Raw genomic sequence first — 14,883 nt, forward strand, 5'->3', positions numbered from 1 at the left:
GACATCGACCTTCGCGCCGCGACGCGCACCGCGGAGCTCGCCGCCCTGCTCGGCCCGCAAGCCCACCCGTTCGAGATCGACGTCTCCGACCGCGAAGCGATGGAGCGGTTCGCCAAGACCGTGCTTCACGACCTCGGCGTGCCCGATGTGATCGTGAACAACGCCGGCATCGGGCTCGCCGGGCCATTCTTGAAGACCGAGTTCGACGACTGGCGGCGGATCCTCGACGTGAATCTCTGGGGGGTGATCCACGGGTCGCTGCTCTTCGGGCGGGAGATGGTGGAGCGCGGCGAAGGAGGCCACATCGTCAACGTGGCCTCCGCGGCGGCGTTCCTTCCGTCGCGCACGCTGCCCGCCTACTCGACGACGAAGGCCGCCGTGCTGATGCTCTCCGAGTGTCTGCGTGCCGAGCTCGCCGGAGCCGGTGTGGGCGTGAGCGCGATCTGTCCGGGCCTGATCAACACGTCGATCACCCGGACGTCGCGGTTCGTCGGCATCGACGAGGCCGAGCAAGCCCGCCGCCGTCGCGCGGCCGTTCGCATCTACGGCTTGCGCAACTTCACTCCGGAGCGGGTCGCGCTCGCGATCGTCCGCGCCGTCCGCGAGAACACGGCCGTGGTCCCCGTCGCGCCGGAGGCGCACGTCCTCCGCGGCCTGTCGCACTTGTCACCGGCCCTCATCCGCAAGCTGGCTCGGATCGACGCTACCCCGCGATCTCGATGAGCGAATACCGCGTCGACGAGCTGGCCCGCGAAGCGGGTACCACGGTCCGTAACGTGCGCGCGTACCAGGACCGCGGCCTGATCTCGCCGCCGCGTCGCGAAGGCCGGGTCGGGCTGTATTCCGAGGCGCACCTCGCGCGCCTGAAGCTGATCGGCCAGCTGCTCGACCGCGGCTACACGCTCGCGAACATCGGCGAGTTGATCGAGGCGCTGGAGCGCGGCCACGAGGTCGGCGAGCTGATGGGCCTCGGCGAAGCGCTCACCGGTCAGTGGTCCGACGAAGTGCCGACCTACGTCACCCCCGAGGAGCTGCTCGAGATGTTCGGCGCACAGGCGAGCGTGGAGCTGCTCCAGGAGGGGATGCGTTTCGGGATCCTCGAGCCGGAGGGCGAGCGGTTCCGCGTCGCCAGCCCGCGACTGCTTCACGCCGGCGCCGAGCTCGCGGCCGCCGGGATCCCGCTCGACGCCGTCCTCGAGGAGCTCCGCAAGCTCCGGCGCGACATGGACCGCGTCGCCGGGCGGATGGTCGCCATGGCCGAGAAGCACATATTCGCCCCGTACGGCGACGAGCTTCCACCGCCCGAGGACGTTCCGCGTCTCGCCGAGCTCGTGAAGCGGCTGCGGCCGCTGGCAGAGATGGTCGTCGATGCCGAGCTCGCGCGTGCGATGGAGCGTCAGGTCAACGCGCACCTCGGCGAGCACCTCACCCGCGTCGTCGAGCATCGGCGAACCCGCGACACCGCATCCTGAGCGAGGAGGGAAGAACCATGGCAGACGAGATGGACATCTCTCAGATCGACATGACGCCCGAGCAGTTCACCGAGATGATCCGCGGTGCGTCGGACGCCGACATCGAGACCGGGATCCGCACCGCCGGGACCGACGCGGTGCTCGACCGGATCTTCCAGGGGATGCAAGAACGCTTCGTCCCGGAAAAGGCGAAAGGCGTTGAGGCTGAGATCCAGTGGGTCGTGACCGACGAAGACGTCGAGCACCCGTACACCCTGAAGGTTTCCGATGGAACGGCTGCTGTCGAGAAAGGTCGCTCCGCGTCGCCTCGGGTGACCCTCACGGCCACGCTCGTTCCGTTCCTGCGTCTCATATCGGGACAGGAGAACGGCGTGCAGCTGTTCATGTCGGGGAAGCTGAAGGTCGCCGGCGATCTGATGTTCAGCCAGCAAGTCCAGACCTTCTTCGCGGTCCCGAGCTAGGGCTGATCCCAGTCGGGGAGCGTGTCCCCGGCACCCGGCTGGCGGCGCTTCTCGATACGGGTACGCAGCACCCGCGGGAGCGATCCCATCGTCGCCTCGACGCCCATCGTGGCGCGCTCGATGTTGAAGACCGCCTTCTCGAGTCGAGCGAGCCGTTCGGGGGACACCTCGATGCCGGACAGCTTCTTCTCCCACTCGCGCGCGGTCTCGTCGACACGGTCGACCATCGCCTCGATCTTCATCAGGATGCGATGCGTGTCGCGGAGGATCTCGAGCAGGTCGGTCGCCGTCTTCGCGTTGCCCGTGACGTTCTGCACGCCCTGTTGGATCCGTCCGACGATGTCACCGATGTCCAGGCGCACAGCGCACCTCCCGCTTGGACGGCACGATAGCGAACCTCAAGGCGCCGCCGCATCCCGTCGCCGCAGGATCATCGGAAGGCCGTCGCGCGGCCGTAGCGTAGCCGTCGGTTCCGGGACCACATCCGCCCCGGGCACCAGGTCCAGCGTGAACCGCCGCGCGATCATCGCCGCGAGCAAGGTCCCTTCCATCATCGCGAACCCGGCGCCGACGCACATCCGCCGCCCGGCGCCGAACGGGAGGTAGGCACTGCGCGGCCGCCCGGCCGCCGCGCCGGGAAGGAATCGCTCAGGGTCGAACACGTCGGGGTCCTTCCACACGGCGGGGTTGCGGTGCACGACGTAGGGCGAGATCACGACCGTCGCGCGGCGGGGGATCTCGAAGCCGCCGACCTCGTCCGGTCCGATCGCGTCTCGCTCGAGGATCCACGCCGGCGGGTACAGCCGCATCGCTTCCTGGAAGCACGCGGCCGTCCAGGGCAGCCGCGTCGCGTCGTCCGCCGTCGGCGTCCGGTCGCCGAGCACCGCGTCGGCCTCGGCGCTCATCCGCTCGCGCGCCTCGGGATGCGACGACAGTAGGTACCACATCCACGCGAGGCCGTTCGCCGTCGTCTCGTGCCCCGCGAGCAGGAACGTCATCAGCTCGTCGCGGATCTGGCGCTTGCTCATGCGCTCGCCGGTGTCGGGATCGCGCGCCGCGAGCAGGAGTCCCAAGAGGTCGTCGTGCTCCTCATCGCGCTCGATGCGCGAGTCGATGATCGAGACCGCAACGTCGTCGAGCGTCGTGACCGACCGGTGGATGCGCCGCAACCGAGGGATCGGGAACCGGAACAGGATCGCAGCTCCGAGGTTGATCAGCCGCTGCGGCACGAGCCACATGAACGGAACCCGCGCGAACGTGATCGCCGTGCGGAGCCCGACGGTCACCGCCGGAGCGATCCGCCCGGCATGCGCTCCGAGGTCGGCGCCGAACAGCGCGCGGCCGACGACGTCGAGCGTGAGGACGCTCATCTCCTCGGCGACGTCGATGCGCGAGCCGTCGGGCGTTCGTTCCCAACGGTCGAGTGCGGTCGCCGCGGCGGCGGTCATGTCTCCGGCGAAGCGGCTCAGATGTCGCCCGGCGAACATCGGCTGGATGAGCCGGCGCTGCCCCGCCCACGCGGCGCCCTCGTTGGTCAGCAACCCTCTGCCGGTCACCACGGCGAGGAGCCGGTAGTCGTACGACTTCGTGTAGTTGTCGTTCCGCGCGACGAGGACGTGTTCGATGTGCTCGGGATCGCGGATCGCCACCCATGCCTTGCGGCCGTATCGGAAGCCCGCGACGTCCCCATGCTCTTGGTGCAGTGCGAGCAGAGCGGTGAGAAGGTCTTCGGAGCGGAGCGTGCGGAGCGCCTGCCGAACCGTCGGCCCCGGCGCGCGCGTCATCTCAGTAGGGAGACGCCCCGCCGAACATCTCGACCAGCCGCATCGCGACGCCGATGTCGCCCTTCACGTCGATCTGGCCGTCGAGCAGGACCACGGCAGGATTCTCGCCCGCCGCCAGCCGCACCAAGGCTCCGGCCGCGATCTGCAGCGTGACGGCGGGGGAGCGGGCCGGGCCGGAGCGGGCTGTGGCCTTCCCGTCGCGCACCTCGATCGTCCACACGGCCGTGTCGCCACCGGTCGCCGGGAACTTCAGCTCGTGCTGGATCTCACCTTCGAACCCGAACGACATCGTGGGGTTGAACGACGCCGCCATCGCCGTGTACAGGCCGCGCTGCACCAGCCCCGACGCGAACCGCTTCTCGATCTGTGCGTCCGAGCGCCGGCCGGCCCAGTGTCCAAGCACCTTGCTTCCCCGGCGCCGGGCAGACGCCCGAGCGTCGGCAACTCCCTCCCGCACCAGCGCGCGAGGGTTGAGCGACCGACGCCGGCGCGTGTGTCGCGCCCGCTCGACCTCCGCTTCCTCGTCGATCAGGTAGCCGGAGGGAGCCGAACGCGCCGGCGAGCGCCGGGCGAGCGCCCGCTCGATCGCCGGCGCGAGCCGCTCGGCCTTCTCTCGATCCTTCTGCTCGCGGCGCTCGGTGAACTCCGGCATGACCCGCTTGCCGAACAGCTCGAGCGACTCGCAGATGTCCTCGTGGCGGTTCTTCCCGGCCTGAAGCGCGAAGCCGACGTGGTCGACGCCGACGGCCTCGTACCGCCGGCACAGCTCGGCGACCTGATCGGGAGTCCCCACCGCGCCGCGCATCGAGCCGAGGCCGTGCTGCATGATCCGTACCGCGAGCGGCGCGTCGTCGGCGGTGATCACATCGCGATTGAATCCGTCCTGGTCGCGTCGCTCGAGGAACTCCTGCCACACGCTGGTGAGCCCGGGGGAGTGCGGCGTCACGCCGTAGTAGTGCGCCAGCGCGAAGCCGAAGAAATGGGTGCCGTCGATGCCGCGCTCGATCGCGGTTTGCTCGTCCTCGTGACACATCATGGGGAGCACGACGGCGACGTTCGGGTTGACGGCGAAGCCGGCGGGGACGCACTCGTCCGAGTCGATCAGGTCGTAGTACTCGCGCACCCACTGCCCGGCGTCTTCGGGCTCGACGAACGAGAACGACAGCGCGCCGATGCCTTTCCGCGCGGCGAAGTGGATCGTCTCGCGCCGCGAGCAGGCGACCCACAGCGGGGGATGCGGCTTCTGGACGGGCTTCGGAACGACGTTGCGCGGCGGCATCCGCCAGTAAGGCGACTCCCAGCCGGCGAAAGGCTCCTCGACGAACATGCGCGTGATCGCCTCGATCGAGTCCTCCCACATCGCGCGCTTCTCGGTGCGTCGCACGCCGAAGCCGCCCAGCTCGGCGGCGGAGCTCGATTCGCCGGTGCCGAACTCGACCCGTCCGCCCGAGACCAGATCCAACGTCGCGACCCGCTCGGCGACGCGTGCGGGATGGTTCACGTCCGGCGGGATCTGGACGATGCCGTGGCCGAGCCGGATCCGGCTGGTTCGCTGCGAGACCGCCCCGAGGAACACCTCGGGCGCGGAGGAGTGGCTGTACTCCTCCATGAAGTGGTGCTCGACGAACCAGACGGCGTCGAAGCCGACCCGGTCGGCGATCTCGATCTGCTCGAGCGCGTCGTTGAAGAGGCGGCGCTCGGAGTCGGCGTCCCACGGTCGCGGGAGCTGGTGCTCGTAGAACAAGCTGAATCGCATCCGAATCTCCCTTCGGTCCGTTACGCCGCCGCGAAGCGGAACCTCCGACCTTTCCTCTTTATCGTCGTCCGATCCGGGCGTCCGACCCGCAACGCCGCAAATCCGATCACCGCGATCCACGCCACCACGATCGACGCTTGCGTGCCGAAGACGAACCGCGCGGTGAGCGGGTTGCCGGTCCGGGACTCGCGCATCAGCAGGCGCGAGTCGCGCGCGAACGTCGCCGTGCGATCAACCGCCGGGATCTCCTCGGCGCCGATCTCCGGATCGGCCGGCAGGTAGATCGGCACGGCCATGATCTCGCTGCCGCGGTGCAGGCGAACGAGCGTCTTCGCTCCGCCGGTCACCGGCAGGGGAACGGCTGTGCGGTAGCGTCCGGACCCGATCCGCTCGAGCGGCGCGAGCACGAGGCGGCCGCTCTGCCACGACATCGCTTCGAACCACGCGGCGCCCTCCGCCGCATCGGCGGGTGAGAGCGTCACGTCGACGAGAGCCGAGTCGCCGACACGCGCGAGCGAGATCGCGGCGGTCACGTCGTCGGAGGACGTCCGTTTGAACGGAAGTGCGATCGCGACCGCGAGTGCGATCAGGGAAACGGCGACGATCCCGAACCGGACCGGCCGGACTGCGGGCTCGGCGGGCGTCTCGAACTCACCGCGCGCGATCGTCGCCAGTCCGGCGGCGAGCGTGGCGGCCGACACCGCAGCGACGAGCGCGAGGATCGGCGCGTCGGGGATCAGGTCGCCGTTCCATGGGTGCAGCCCCCAGACGTGCGTCCAACCCCATTCGGCACCGAGTCCCAGCGTCGCGCAGGCGACGCCGCTCCAGGCCGCGAACCGCAAGCGGTTTTCGGTTCCGGCGAGACGGGCGACGAGCTCGACGGCGAGCGCGGCGCCGATGTAGAGCGGGAACCGCGGCTCGGTGTGGCCCAGCATCCCACCGACGAGCAGTGCGACGAGCCCACGGATGGCGAGGAACCCGACGACCGCCTTCAAGGCGCCCCATCGCCCGAGCACGATCCGCGCGAGCGTCAGCGCGCCGGCAGCCGCCCCGGCCACGAGCACCGGGTGATAGAGGAGCTGGAACTGGGGGACCCCGAAATCGAACTCGCCCTGGAACGTCGACAGTCCGGTGAGTGTCGCGCCAGCGAGGACGATCGCGATCGTCCGCGGCACGCGCTCCTTGACCGACGCGCCCGATTCGCGGAACACCAGCCACAAGGCGATCGGCGTGATCGAGGCCCCACCGATCATCATGAGATGCGTCGGCCCCCACATCGTCACGTCGATGCCGTACGCGCGGTGCCACAGCTCGTCGAGCGGAAAGCCGGTCAGCGCACCGAGACCGATCGCCCCCAACGCCAGCGACGACCAGGGAACCCGCAAGGCTCCTACGCGGAGCCGGGTCTCGGCCCGCGTTACGCTCGCGAGCACGATCGCCGCGCCGGCGGCCACCGGGATCAGCAGCAATCCCAGCAGGATCATGTCGTGTGCGGGCGTGAACAGCTCCTTGTCGCGCCCGAGGTCGATGTGCCACGCGACATCCCAGTAGAACCCGATGACGGCGATGCTGAGCGCTCCGAGTCCGATCCCGATCGTCGCCGCCGCCCAGCCCGCGATGCCGGTCACCTTCTCGAGCCGATCGGAGATGCGCGCGAGCACGCTCCGGCCGCCGTTCGGGCGCGCGAGCGCTCCGGTGATCGCGAGAAGCCCGAGCAACGGCACGGCCACGATCGCCCAGTCGTCCAAGCCGGTCCCGGTTACGTGTGCGAGTAGGGGGTTCATCGTTTTCCTCCACGTGATGTGCGAACGAACTCTTCGACGGTTTCGCGTCCCGAGTACTTGGGACGCCAGCCGAGCACCCGCTCGGCTTTCTCACCCGAGACCAGCGGCGGGCGCTGGGCGATGATGACCCAGCCCGGGCCGATGCCCATCGCCGGGCGGTACCGCTCGGCGAGCCGCGTCGCGAACCGCGCGGCGCCGGCCGGAACGGTCACCAGGCGAGCGCCGGCGATCGTCGCCATGTCTCGGTAGGTCAGGGTGTCCGACGGCGAGATGTTGAATGCTCCGGTCGCGTCCGAAAGCGTCGCGAGACGGAACGCCTCGACGACATCGTCGATGTGCACGTACTGCGTCGCGCTCGCGTAGCGCCCGGGTCGGACGCTGAGGCCGCCGGCGAGACGCATCGCGAGCTCGTGGGTGTTCGGTCCGAGGATGATCGAGGGACGGAGCCGGACGACTTGCAGCTGAGGGTGGCTCTTCTCCACGTCGTCGAGCGCGCGCTCGGCCGCACCCTTGGTGCGCGAGTAGGGGAACGTGTCGAGCGGCCGGAGCGGGTCCTCCTCGGTGAGGAGCCGCCCGGCGACCCCGAACCCATACGCGGCGACGGAGGACGCGTGGACCAAACGCTTGCACCCGGCCCGCGCCGCGGCCTCGGCCACGTTGGCCGTCCCGCGCACGTTGACGTCCTCGGCCAGTCGCATATCCCCGAGCACCACGGCGGCGAGATGCACGACCACATCCACACCGTCGAGCCGGTCGGCCAGGGTCGGGTCGCGGATGTCGGCGAGGGCCCAGTCGACCCCGGCGATGTCACCGGAGACGCGGTCGATCGCGACGACCCGGCCGATCGCCGGATCGTCGCGGAGCGCCGGCACGACGGCACGGCCGAGGAACCCGGCCGCCCCGGTCACCGCTACCCTCAACGTTCCCTCTGCCACGCACTCCTCCGCAGTCCTTGCGTGTTACCCTGAGTAACTGTTACCATGAGTAACGTGAGCCTGTCAAGCACGGATACGACCCGAACCTCCCGCAAGGAAGCCCGGCGGGAAGAGCTCCTCGACGCCGCCGACCGGGCGATCCGCAAGGAAGGTCCTGCGGTGTCGATGGACGAGATCGCCGCCGAGGCCGGCGTCACCAAGCCGATCCTGTACCGCCACTTCGGCGACAAGGCCGGGCTGTCGCAGGCGCTGGGGAAGCGCTACCTCGAGCTGCTCCTCCGCCGCCTGCACGAGGCGCTCGACCGCGAGACCGAGCCGGCCGGGCGGCTCTCCGCGACGATCGACGCGTACCTGGAGCTCGTCGAGAAGGAACCCGAGATCTACCGCTTCGTGATCCAGGAAACGATCGCCGAGCTCGCGACGACGATCGCCGAACGGCGGCAGGGAGGCGCAGCCGCGTCCAGCTTCCTGCGCGGCGTCGCCGCCGAGGTGACTCACCTGCTGCGCGCGGAGGCCGAACGCTTCGGTGTCGACGTCGAGTACGCCGAGGAGTGGGCGCACGGGATCGTCGGCATGGTGCATCTGGCCGGGGACCGCTGGCTCGAGCGCCGCACCATGCCACGCGCGAAGCTCGTCGAGTCCCTCACGACGCTTCTCCTCGGTGGGCTGAATTCGCTCGCCGTCCCCCAGCCGGACGCCCGCGATTAGCTCGCATGAGCATCGAGCCTCGCGTCATCGCGATCGGGCTTGGGTTCCCCGAAGGGCCGGTATTCCTCGGGAACGGGGAGGTCGCGGTTACCGAGATCCGCGGGCAGTGCGTCACGCGATGCTCGGAAGGCGCGAAGACCCTCGTCGCGGAAACCGGCGGGGGAGCCAACGGCGCGACGCTCGGCTCCGACGGCGACCTGTGGGTCGCGAACAACGGGGGACTGAGCTTGGGGCCCGGCGGCTACTGGCACGCGCCCGGCGGCCTCGTCGAAGGGAGGATCCAGCGGGTCACGCTCGAGGGTGGCTGCGAGGATCTCCCCGACCTGCCCGGCGACGCGCCGCATCGGCCGAACGACATCTGCTTCGGGCCCGACGGCAAGCTCTACTTCACCGACCCGCGCAACTGGGAGGACTTCGCGAACTTCTTGGTCGGCCGCGTGTGGCGCCTCGATCCCGAGACGCGCGAGGCCGAGGTGGTCGCCGACGTCCCGATGTTCTGCAACGGGATCGGCTTCGGGCCCGACGGGCGTCTCTACGTCGCGCAGTCCAACATCATGAAGATCATCGCGTTCGACTGGACGCCCGACGGCGTGGGGGAGCCGCAAGAATTCGTCACACTCCCGCGCGGGTTCCCCGACGGATTCTGCTTCGCGTCCGACGGCGATCTCTACGCGTGCGGCTCCATGGGCGACGTCATCCAGGTCTACGACGCCGAGGGCATCCTCAAGAACACGATGGAGTTTCCCGAGCACACCGAGCCGACCAACGCCTGCATCGGCGACGGCACCCTATACGTCACCTGCTCCGGCACCGGCGAGCTCCTGGCATTCGATCTCGGGATCGAGCCGCTGCCCTTTTTCCCCCTCAGAAAGTGAACTTCGTCTCGTCAGCCGAACGCGACGGTGACCTGACGCTCCTCGGTCCCGCGGAGGACCGTGAGCTTCAGCGTGGCTCCGCCCGTCAGCGCGTCGAGCGCGGCGTGGAGATCGTCGGTGTCGCGTACCGGCTTGTCGCCGGCCTTTGTGATCAGGTCGCCTTCACGGATCTCGGCGTGCGCGGCCGGGCTTTCCTCCTCAACGCCGCGCACGAGCAAACCGTCCGCTTCCGGTAGGCCCACGGCTCTACGCAGACGACGACCGACCTCTGCCGGAGCGATCGCCACGCCGAGTCGCGGACGCTCCGGCGCTTCGCCGCGCCCGAGCCCGTCGACGCGATCGCGCAACGCTTGATCGGCCGGGATCGCGAGATAGAACCCTTCGCCGAGACGGTTGGTGTTGAGGCCCAGCAAGGTCCCGTCCTCGTCGACGATCGGACCGCCGGAGGATCCCGGCAGCAGCGGCGCGGTGTGCTCCAGGCTTCCCGAGATGCGGCGGCCGCGCGGCCCGCGGAACGAACGCTCCGTCCCAGACACGAGTCCCACGGTCACGCGCAAGCCGCGACCGCCCGGGTTCGCGAGCGCGAAGACGGGGCTGCCGAGGTCCGGCCCGCCGTTGGCCGACCATTTCACCGCCGGCGCGTCCTTCGTGTCGACGGAGACGACCGCGATGTCGCCGTCCACGTCTATGCCGGACACCGATCCGACCTCCGTGCGGCCGTCGGAGAACGTCACGGCGAGCTCGTCGCCGCGGATGTTGTGCGCGTTGGTGAGTACCTTTCCGGGTCCGATCACGACGCCGGAGCCGACGCCCCAACGCTGCCCGACGCCGACCAGCGAGGGTCCGACGTCTTCGGCAAGCTTCTTGATCGCGTCCCTGAGCTCCGTGAAAACCGCCATCTGAACCCTCCTGCCTGCTTTCCGGATATACTTGCGACTTGCAAGTTACTATGAGCAAACCAGCAGCGCAAATGGACGATAGGATGGCCAGGATGTCTATGCGCAAGGGTGGAACGATCGCGGCCGGCCGGGGGCTGGCGGACGCACCGTCCTCGGACGACTCCCCCCTCGCGAGGGCGGTGGCCCGGGTCGGCGACCGGTGGGCCTTGCTGATCGTCGACGCCTTGCGCGGGGGCGGCCGCCGGTTCAACGATCTGCTTTCCGAGATCCCCGGCATCGCTTCGAATGTCTTGTCACAGCGGCTGAAGCATCTGGAGGCGGAGGGAGTCGTCGTCGCCCGGCCGTACCAGACCCGGCCGCCGCGTCACGCATACGAGCTCTCCGGCGCGGGACGAGGGCTCGCGGGGGCGTTGCGGATGCTCGCGCAGTGGGGTGCCGTCGAGCCGAGCGAGATCGAGCATCTCCGCCACGAGTCGTGCGGCACACCGCTGGACGCCCGGTGGTTCTGCCCGACGTGCGTTCGCTCTGTCGCCGACGACGAAAGCGACGAGCTGCGTTACGTTTGAGGAGAGGAGCGCGCTTGCTCTTGCAAGCGCTGCGCGGTCTTGAACGCCTCGAGCTGCCGGCCGACGAGCACGCGACGGCGGTCGACTTCACCGGAAGACGTCGCGCGGAGGACGACCTCGCGCAGATCGTGCGCACCGAACGGGCGGATCAGAAGATCGATCGCCCCGGCGATGAAGGACTCGACGGGACCCTTCTCGTCGTCCCCATCGAGGATCGCGACGATCGGAGTATGTTCGCGCCCCGGTAGTGCACGCGTTCGTGTCATCACCGCGTAGGAGTCGACGTCGCCGAGGCTGGTGCCGAGGAACATCAGATCGACGGGGTACTTCGCGATGATCTCGAGCGCTTCCCGTCCGGTCCCTGCCTCAGCGGCTCGATGACCGTCGAGGTCCAGCGTCATGCGCATGATCCTTCGTTCCACCGAATCGCCATCAACCAGCAGGATCGTCGCCATTCCCGCCACCCCCGTTCCGGTCCCCTGAATCGTCACCATTCTCGTACAACGCGACGCCAGAAGCGAGTGAGACCTTCTTCACAACCGTCCGACCTGCTTGAACGCGTCATGGGAGGCGAAGGTGCGGCTCGGAGTTAGGCTGGCCCCTTGACAAACCGACTGGTCGGTATGGAAGGATGAGGCGATGGAAGCCCACATCAGCCCGGCAGCCGCCACCGATCGGGGCGAGGCATCCCGCCAGCACATCCTGGCTGTGGCCGCCCTCGCGTTCGCCGAACACGGCTACAACGGCGTAAGCCTCAACGACATCGTCAGGGACACCGGCCTCACGAAAGGCGCCTTCTACTTCCACTTCCCTTCAAAGGAGGCGCTCGCGCTCGATGTGTTCGGCACCAAGCAGGAGCAGTGGCACGCCTCCATCCTCGCGGTGATGCAGGAGCATCCTCGCGCGATCGACCGACTCAACGCGATGCTCGACTGCGGATGTGAGATGTACGAGGTCGACGCCTCGGCGCGCGTCGTCGGGCGGCTGTGCGTGGAGCTTGCGCGCGAACGCCGGCTGGCGCCGAAGCTGACGGGCTACCTCCGGGTGTGGTTCGAGATGGTCGCGGAGCTGATCCGGACCGCACAAGAGGAAGGCGACGCGCGCACCGATCTGGATCCACGAACGACGGCCGAAGTGATCGTGTCGGCTTTCATCGGTGTCGAGCAGGTATCGGACGCATTGACGGAGCTCGGGGACTTCCGGGCGCGCATCGAGAACATGCGGACCTTCGTGATGGTCGCTTTGTGGCCGTGTCCGTAGGACCTTCGGGGAGGAGATGGAGAAGATGGAGCTCAACGGGAAACGCGACCCTGCACCGAACGTGCAACGATCCCGGTTCTACCGCCTCGGGACGTTCGCCTACCGCAGGCGCGTCTGGGTGCTGATCGCGTGGGTCGCGATTCTCTTCGCCCTCGGTCCGGCGCTCGGAAAGATCTCGGACAACCTTTCACAAGGCGGCTTCGAGGTTCCGGGCTCGCAGTCGGACTTCGTCGCGAAGGCGGTCGAGAACGACTTCTCCGCGTACGAGCTGACCGACCTGCTGGTCATGAAGTCCGACACGCTCACCGCCACCGACCCGAAGTTCCGACAGACGTTCGAGAAGGTCCGCGCCGCGCTGCTGAAGGCGCCGGGCGTCGCGGCCGTGTCCGACCCCTACGCGGCATCGGAACGGTCGATCTCGCGCGACGGTCACGTCCTGACGGCGACGGTGGGCATCACCGACGACCAGGATCAAGCTCTCGCGCACAACCCCGCGGTCGAGAAGGCCGTTGAGGATTCCGCGAGGGGGAGCGGGATCACGGCGCTCGTCACCGGCGCTCCGCCCTTCTACGCGGCGTTCGAGCACACCACAACCACCGACCTCGAGCGCGCCGAGCGGATCGCGTTGCCGATCACGCTGATCATCCTCGTGATCGCGTTCGGTTCGGTCGTCGCGGCCGGCGTTCCGCTGGTGATGGCGCTCGTCGGTCTCGGCGTCGCGTTCGGCGTGATATCGATCATCGCCAGCCAAACGACGGTCAGCACCTTCGCGCAGAACACCGCGTCGATGGTCGGCATCGGCGTCGGCATCGACTATTCGCTGTTCATCCTGACGCGGTTCCGCGAGCATCTTCGGAACGACCGGGCCGTTTCGCAGGCGATCGCCGAGGCGATGGCCTCGAGCGGCAAAGCGGTGTTCGTGTCCGCGATGACGGTCGTCGTGGCGCTCGCGGGAACGCAGCTCGTCAACGTCGCGGCGTTCCGCTCGATGGGATTCGCGCCGATGATCGCGGTGGCGCTCGCTGGGGCGGCAGCGTTGACGTTGCTCCCGGCTTTCCTGGGACTGCTCGGCCGTCGCGTCAACAAGTGGGCGATCAAGCGAAAGCGTTCGGTCGAGGGCGCGGTATGGCACCGCTGGGCCATGACGGTCATGCGTCGCCCATGGACGGCGCTCGTCGTGTCGGTCCTGATCCTCGGCGTGCTCGCGGCGCCGGCGCTCGGCTTGCGGATGGGGTCGTCGGGGCCGTCGATCCTGCCGCCCGACGCGGGTCCGCGGGTCGCCGCTGAGATAACGGCGGAGGCGTTCGGCGAGGGCCAGGTCGCTCCCGTTCAGATCGTCGTCGACCATCCGCGCGGGGTTCTCGGCGCCGGGTTCACCGATGTCTACCGTCTCGCTCAAACGATAGCGGGCGATCCCGAGGTCGCACGGGTCGACTCGGTGGCCACGATCCTTCCGAACGCACCGCCGGAGCAGGCGCTCGCCGTGGCGAACTCGCCGCAGGCGGGGCCATTCGTGTCCACCCTTGTGGCGCGGAACGGAACCCGAACGATCCTCTACGCCGTCACCAAGCACGGCCCGCAGTCCGACCCGGTCGACGCGTTCGTCGAACGGCTGCGCGACCAGTTGCCGAGAACCCTTCCTGCAGGCGTGAAGGCCGCGGTCGGCGGCGACGGCGCGCTCAACACCGACATCAACAACGAGATGCAGAACAAGTTGATCCCGGTCGTCGGGTTGGTGATGTTGCTCTCGTTCCTGGTGCTGATGCTGTTCTTCCGCAGCATCTTGCTCCCGCTGAAGGCCATCTTGATGAACACCGCGTCCGTGCTCGCTACGTACGGCGTGATCGTGTTCATCTTTCAGCAAGGGCATTTCGAGGGGCTGCTCGGGTTCGAGTCCACCGGCAACATCGACTCGTTCCTGCCGCTGTTCCTCTTCTGCATCCTGTTCGGCCTGTCGATGGACTACGAGGTGTTCATGCTCGCGCGCATCCGCGAGGAATACCTCCGGACGCACGACAACACCGAGGCGGTCGGCTGGGGCCTCGAGCACACCGCGCGGATCATCACGAGCGCAGCGCTCGTCATGGTCACGGTCTTCGGCGCATTCGCGTTCGCGTCGCTGGCACCGATCAAGGCCATGGGCTTCGGCTTGGCGACTGCCGTGTTCCTCGACGCAACGCTCATCCGGGTCGTCCTCGTTCCGGCCACGATGCGGTTGATGGGCGACTGGAACTGGTGGCTGCCGAAGTGGCTCGACCGCATCCTGCCGAAGGTAGCGATCGAGGAAGAGCTCGAGTATCTCGAGCCGGAGCCGGAGCCGGCCGGCGCCCGCTAGGTGTAGTTCCCACCGAGGTTGTTTACATAGGGAGAGCCTCCCTGCACG

The 14,883-nt window shown here is 68.6% G+C and carries 15 protein-coding genes; 8 read left to right on the forward strand and 7 right to left on the reverse strand.

From position 1 onward, the window contains the following. The 3 genes from WEB06_04505 to WEB06_04515 form a co-directional block, all read left to right on the forward strand. A partial coding sequence (locus tag WEB06_04505; protein MEX2554874.1) for an SDR family NAD(P)-dependent oxidoreductase occupies positions 1-723 on the forward strand: 723 nt, incomplete at its 5' end. Next, on the forward strand, positions 720-1,472 hold the full coding sequence (locus WEB06_04510) for a MerR family transcriptional regulator (protein MEX2554875.1): 753 nt from the start codon (positions 720-722) through the stop codon (positions 1,470-1,472). The genes WEB06_04505 and WEB06_04510, both read left to right, overlap by 4 nt. 17 nt (positions 1,473-1,489) lie before the next feature. Continuing rightward, positions 1,490-1,933, forward strand: coding sequence for an SCP2 sterol-binding domain-containing protein (locus WEB06_04515; GenBank protein ID MEX2554876.1), 444 nt, complete (start codon positions 1,490-1,492; stop codon positions 1,931-1,933). Here the strand turns inward: WEB06_04515 and WEB06_04520 are convergent. Genes WEB06_04520 through WEB06_04540 form a run of 5 tightly spaced genes read right to left on the reverse strand, consistent with a single transcriptional unit; the run spans position 1,930 to position 8,192 of the window. Further along, the gene (locus WEB06_04520) at positions 1,930-2,295 is read right to left on the reverse strand and encodes a hypothetical protein (protein ID MEX2554877.1); all 366 of its coding nucleotides are present in this window, start codon (positions 2,293-2,295) and stop codon (positions 1,930-1,932) included. The two genes, WEB06_04515 and WEB06_04520, sit on opposite strands and share 4 nt — an antisense overlap. 36 nt (positions 2,296-2,331) lie before the next feature. Further along, positions 2,332-3,717, reverse strand: coding sequence for a cytochrome P450 (locus WEB06_04525; GenBank protein MEX2554878.1), 1,386 nt, complete (start codon positions 3,715-3,717; stop codon positions 2,332-2,334). Between the two features lies 1 nt (position 3,718). Then, complete coding sequence (locus tag WEB06_04530) at positions 3,719-5,473, reverse strand: LLM class flavin-dependent oxidoreductase (GenBank protein MEX2554879.1); 1,755 nt, start codon at positions 5,471-5,473, stop codon at positions 3,719-3,721. Positions 5,474-5,493: 20 nt separating this feature from the next. After that, positions 5,494-7,257, reverse strand: a complete 1,764-nt coding sequence (locus tag WEB06_04535; GenBank protein MEX2554880.1) for a hypothetical protein — start codon at positions 7,255-7,257, stop codon at positions 5,494-5,496. Continuing rightward, a complete protein-coding gene (locus WEB06_04540; protein ID MEX2554881.1) occupies positions 7,254-8,192 on the reverse strand; it encodes an NAD-dependent epimerase/dehydratase family protein in 939 nt (312 codons plus the stop codon). The genes WEB06_04535 and WEB06_04540 overlap by 4 nt, the downstream gene beginning before the upstream one ends. 54 nt (positions 8,193-8,246) lie before the next feature. Between WEB06_04540 and WEB06_04545 the strand changes: the two genes are divergently transcribed. Beyond that, positions 8,247-8,900: a TetR/AcrR family transcriptional regulator gene (locus tag WEB06_04545; protein MEX2554882.1), complete on the forward strand. Its 654-nt coding sequence runs from the start codon at positions 8,247-8,249 to the stop codon at positions 8,898-8,900. A 5-nt stretch (positions 8,901-8,905) separates the two neighbouring features. Beyond that, positions 8,906-9,775: an SMP-30/gluconolactonase/LRE family protein gene (locus WEB06_04550; GenBank protein MEX2554883.1), complete on the forward strand. Its 870-nt coding sequence runs from the start codon at positions 8,906-8,908 to the stop codon at positions 9,773-9,775. Between the two features lie 11 nt (positions 9,776-9,786). Here WEB06_04550 and WEB06_04555 read toward each other — a convergent pair whose 3' ends face one another. After that, positions 9,787-10,674, reverse strand: coding sequence for a S1C family serine protease (locus WEB06_04555; GenBank protein ID MEX2554884.1), 888 nt, complete (start codon positions 10,672-10,674; stop codon positions 9,787-9,789). Between the two features lie 92 nt (positions 10,675-10,766). Here WEB06_04555 and WEB06_04560 point away from each other — a divergent pair, with 92 nt between their 5' ends. Then, the gene (locus WEB06_04560) at positions 10,767-11,240 is read left to right on the forward strand and encodes a helix-turn-helix domain-containing protein (protein MEX2554885.1); all 474 of its coding nucleotides are present in this window, start codon (positions 10,767-10,769) and stop codon (positions 11,238-11,240) included. Here WEB06_04560 and WEB06_04565 read toward each other — a convergent pair. Next, positions 11,231-11,695: a response regulator gene (locus tag WEB06_04565; GenBank protein ID MEX2554886.1), complete on the reverse strand. Its 465-nt coding sequence runs from the start codon at positions 11,693-11,695 to the stop codon at positions 11,231-11,233. The genes WEB06_04560 and WEB06_04565 overlap by 10 nt on opposite strands. A 184-nt stretch (positions 11,696-11,879) precedes the next feature. On the opposite strand from WEB06_04565, the gene WEB06_04570 reads away from it, so the two are divergent. Next, positions 11,880-12,500: a TetR/AcrR family transcriptional regulator gene (locus WEB06_04570; GenBank protein ID MEX2554887.1), complete on the forward strand. Its 621-nt coding sequence runs from the start codon at positions 11,880-11,882 to the stop codon at positions 12,498-12,500. A 16-nt stretch (positions 12,501-12,516) separates the two neighbouring features. Beyond that, positions 12,517-14,835 (forward strand): MMPL family transporter, encoded by a 2,319-nt coding sequence (locus WEB06_04575; protein MEX2554888.1) that lies wholly within the window; start codon positions 12,517-12,519, stop codon positions 14,833-14,835. The last annotated feature ends 48 nt before the right edge of the window (positions 14,836-14,883 follow it).

Source organism: Actinomycetota bacterium (genome assembly GCA_040905475.1).
In the GTDB taxonomy this organism is placed as follows: Bacteria; Actinomycetota; AC-67; order AC-67; family AC-67; genus DATFGK01.

Coding starts and splice junctions, on each gene's coding strand:
- WEB06_04510 (MEX2554875.1), top strand. CDS start 720: ATGAGCGAATACCGCGTCGACGAGCTGGCCCGCGAAGCGGGTACCACG.
- WEB06_04515 (MEX2554876.1), top strand. CDS start 1,490: ATGGCAGACGAGATGGACATCTCTCAGATCGACATGACGCCCGAGCAG.
- WEB06_04525 (MEX2554878.1), bottom strand. CDS start 3,717: ATGACGCGCGCGCCGGGGCCGACGGTTCGGCAGGCGCTCCGCACGCTC.
- WEB06_04530 (MEX2554879.1), bottom strand. CDS start 5,473: ATGCGATTCAGCTTGTTCTACGAGCACCAGCTCCCGCGACCGTGGGAC.
- WEB06_04535 (MEX2554880.1), bottom strand. CDS start 7,257: ATGAACCCCCTACTCGCACACGTAACCGGGACCGGCTTGGACGACTGG.
- WEB06_04550 (MEX2554883.1), top strand. CDS start 8,906: ATGAGCATCGAGCCTCGCGTCATCGCGATCGGGCTTGGGTTCCCCGAA.
- WEB06_04555 (MEX2554884.1), bottom strand. CDS start 10,674: ATGGCGGTTTTCACGGAGCTCAGGGACGCGATCAAGAAGCTTGCCGAA.
- WEB06_04560 (MEX2554885.1), top strand. CDS start 10,767: ATGTCTATGCGCAAGGGTGGAACGATCGCGGCCGGCCGGGGGCTGGCG.
- WEB06_04565 (MEX2554886.1), bottom strand. CDS start 11,695: ATGGCGACGATCCTGCTGGTTGATGGCGATTCGGTGGAACGAAGGATC.
- WEB06_04570 (MEX2554887.1), top strand. CDS start 11,880: ATGGAAGCCCACATCAGCCCGGCAGCCGCCACCGATCGGGGCGAGGCA.
- WEB06_04575 (MEX2554888.1), top strand. CDS start 12,517: ATGGAGAAGATGGAGCTCAACGGGAAACGCGACCCTGCACCGAACGTG.